Annotated in this window: 4 protein-coding genes; 3 read left to right on the top strand and 1 reads right to left on the bottom strand. The window is 74.3% G+C overall.

The annotated features are described in order from the left end of the window. Positions 1-10 precede the first annotated feature (10 nt). Entirely contained in the window at positions 11-412 is a 402-nt protein-coding gene (locus JNW91_RS30935; protein ID WP_203178995.1) for a rhodanese-like domain-containing protein, read from the bottom strand. Between the two features lie 301 nt (positions 413-713). On the opposite strand from JNW91_RS30935, the gene JNW91_RS30930 reads away from it, so the two are divergent. The 3 genes from JNW91_RS30930 to JNW91_RS30920 form a co-directional block, all read left to right on the top strand. Then, entirely contained in the window at positions 714-857 is a 144-nt protein-coding gene (locus JNW91_RS30930) for a hypothetical protein (protein WP_203178993.1), read from the top strand. Between the two features lie 38 nt (positions 858-895). After that, positions 896-1603, top strand: a complete 708-nt coding sequence (locus tag JNW91_RS30925; RefSeq protein ID WP_309244534.1) for a uridine kinase family protein — start codon at positions 896-898, stop codon at positions 1601-1603. Positions 1604-1671: 68 nt separating this feature from the next. Next, positions 1672-2747 (top strand): M48 family metallopeptidase (locus tag JNW91_RS30920; protein WP_203178992.1); only part of this gene is annotated, 1076 nt, incomplete at its 3' end.

Raw genomic sequence — 2747 nt, 5'->3', positions numbered from 1 at the left:
TGGGTGGGGTTTAGGGGCGGATGTCGGCGGGGCGGTCCGTGGTCGGGAGGCCGGCGGCCAGCCACGCGTCGACGCCGCCGATCATGTCGGTGGCCCGGCGGAGGCCGAGGGTCTGGAGGCTGGCGGCGGCCAGGCTGGAGCTGTAGCCCTGCCGGCACACCAGCACGATCTCCCGGTCGTAGCCGGTCGCCTCCGGGATGCGCCAGGCGCTGGCCGGATCGAGGCGCCACTCGAGCACGGTCCGGTCGATGACGACCGCCCCGGGCAGGTCGCCCTGCTCGCGGCGCTGCGTCTCGGTACGGGTGTCGACCAGCAGCGCCCCGCCTCGGACCGCTTCGACGGTCTGTTGCGGGGTCAGTCGGTGCAGCCCGGCTCGGGCCTGTTCGAGCAGGGCGTCGATGCCGGGGCTCATCACGTCTCGGAGCACCACCCGATGATGCCGATTGGGATGCCACCTCGGGCGGCGAACGGGCCCGGCGTCACCCGCCGCCGCCCCAATTCCCCCGGACGTGACGGGACGGGCGACGGCGGTCGGTCGGGCGGGTCAGCCCGGCGGGTGGGGCGGCCCACACGCCGTGATCGACTCGGTTTCCCTGATGTCGGGGTATCCCGTCGGCCGGCCGGGACAGGCCGACAGCACGGAAACTGCGTCGATCTTGGCACTGATCTTTCGCAATGGACTCCGAGGCGTGGGTGGGGGTCATACTTCGGTCGTGCACGGACTCGTCACCAGGGAGCTGCTCGTCGCGGAGCGCGCGCAGTGGCGCGGCCCCGACGACACGCGCCGGAACCGGCGCACCGAGCCACCCGTGGACGGATCCGCCATCGAGCGGCCGGAACACGTGGAGCGGCGCTGAATCCCGGAACCGGTCGGCCCGCACCAGGCCACGGGACCGTGGACGTCGGCGGCCGGCCGGAGCGAGCCGCCCAGGACGAGACCGTGGACGTCGGCGGGTCGACTGAGCGAGCCGCCCGGGACGTACCGCCGGTGGTGGTCGTCGAGGCGTACGCCGAGTTGGCGCGTCGGGTGCTCGCGGGCCCGGCGCGGTTGGGGCGGACCCGGCTCGTGGCGGTGGACGGGCCGAGCGGCGCGGGCAAGAGCCGGTTCGCCGCGCACCTCGCGGAGGCCCTGGCGGCGCTGCCCGGCGGCCGGCCGCCGGTGGTGCACACCGACGATCTGCTCGACGGGTGGGACGATCAGCTCACCTTCTGGCCCCGGCTGGACGAGGAGGTGCTGACCCCGCTGCGGAAGGGTAGGCCTGGCGCGTACCGGCGGTACAGCTGGGTGCGGCGCTCCTTCCTGCCCCGCCCGGTGCCGGTGCCGGTGGCGCCGGTGCTGGTGCTGGAGGGGGTCAGCGCCGCCCGTGCGGTCGTCCGGCCGGAGGTGACGCTGGCCGTGTTCGTGACGGCGCCCGCGTCGTTGCGGCTGAGCCGGGCGGTGGAGCGGGACGGCCCGCAGATCCTGCCCGAGTTGCGCCGTTGGCATGCGGGGGAGCGGGCGCACTTCGCCGCCGACGACACCGCGGCCCGCGCCGACCTGGTGGTCGACGGCGCGCCGAGCCTGCCGCTCGACGCCGATCGGTACTACGTGCGGGTCCGCTGAGCGGGGCATGGACGGCGGCCACCGGCTGGGGCACGATGCGAGGAGCTACGGCGAACGGGGAGCCCACCATGACGGCAGCGGACGCGCCAGCGCGGCGCCGGATCACCCTCACCGGCATCAGCTCGCGGGCCTGGGAGCATCCGGCCGACCGGGGCGCTCTTGTCGCGTTGCGTGAGCTGCGCGGTTTCGACGACGTGGTACGCGCGTTCTTCGGCATGTGGAACGAGCGGGGCTTCCGGCTGTCCGTGCTGGCGTCCGGTATCCGGGTCGACCATCGGCAGTACCCGGCGGTGTGGCAGCGCTACACCGAGGCCGCGGCGGCGCTCGACGTCGCGGAGCTGCCCGAGTTGTACGTGACGCAGTCGCCGTGGCTGGGTGCCGAGGCGGTCGGGCTGGACCGGCCGTTCGTCGTGCTGAACTCCGCCTGCGTGCAGCAGCTCGACGAGGACGAGCTGCGCTGCCTGCTCGGCCACGAGTTGGGGCACGTGGGCAGTGGGCACGCGGTCTACAAGACCATGCTCATGATCCTCACCCGGTGGGCGGCCAACCTGAGCTGGTTGCCGGTGGGCGCGTTCGCGCTGCGGGCGATCATCGCGGCGATGCTGGAGTGGTGGCGCAAGGCGGAACTCAGCGCCGACCGCGCCGGTCTGCTCGCCGGGCAGGATCCGGCCGCCGCGCTGCGGTTGCTGATGAAGCTGGCCGGTGGCGGTGACCTGTCCCAGGTGGACACGACCGCGTTCCTTGAGCAGGCAGCCGAGTACGCCGGCGGCGGCGACCTGCGCGACAGCCTGCACAAGATCCGGATGACGGCGTGGAGCACGCACCCGGCGCCGGTGGCGCGAGCGGCGCAGCTGCGGCAGTGGATCGACTCCGGGGCGTACGGGCGGGTGCTGGCCGGGGACTATCCGCGCCGCGACGACGACTCCTCGACCAGCGTGTCGGAGGAGATCAAGGCCGCCGCCGAGTCGTACCGGGAGGAGTTCAGCCGGTCCACCGATCCGCTGGTCGGGCTGCTGCGCCGCCTCGGTGACGGCGCCAGTGACGTCGGCGAGTGGGTGGGCGGCACCGCCGGCCGGGCCCGCTCCTGGATGGACTGCCGCAACCGAGGCCGCCGCCCGGGCGCAGCGCGCCGGCCGGGCCGCAC

The organism is Micromonospora parastrephiae (assembly GCF_016802865.1).
Taxonomy (GTDB): domain Bacteria; phylum Actinomycetota; class Actinomycetes; order Mycobacteriales; family Micromonosporaceae; genus Micromonospora; species Micromonospora parastrephiae.
The sequence above is the reverse complement of the archived record's forward strand: the minus strand, read 5'-3'. Positions and strand labels throughout refer to the sequence as shown.

Excerpts from the sequence above, each read along its gene's own strand:
- JNW91_RS30935 (WP_203178995.1), bottom strand. The coding sequence starts at position 412 with ATGAGCCCCGGCATCGACGCCCTGCTCGAACAGGCCCGAGCCGGGCTG.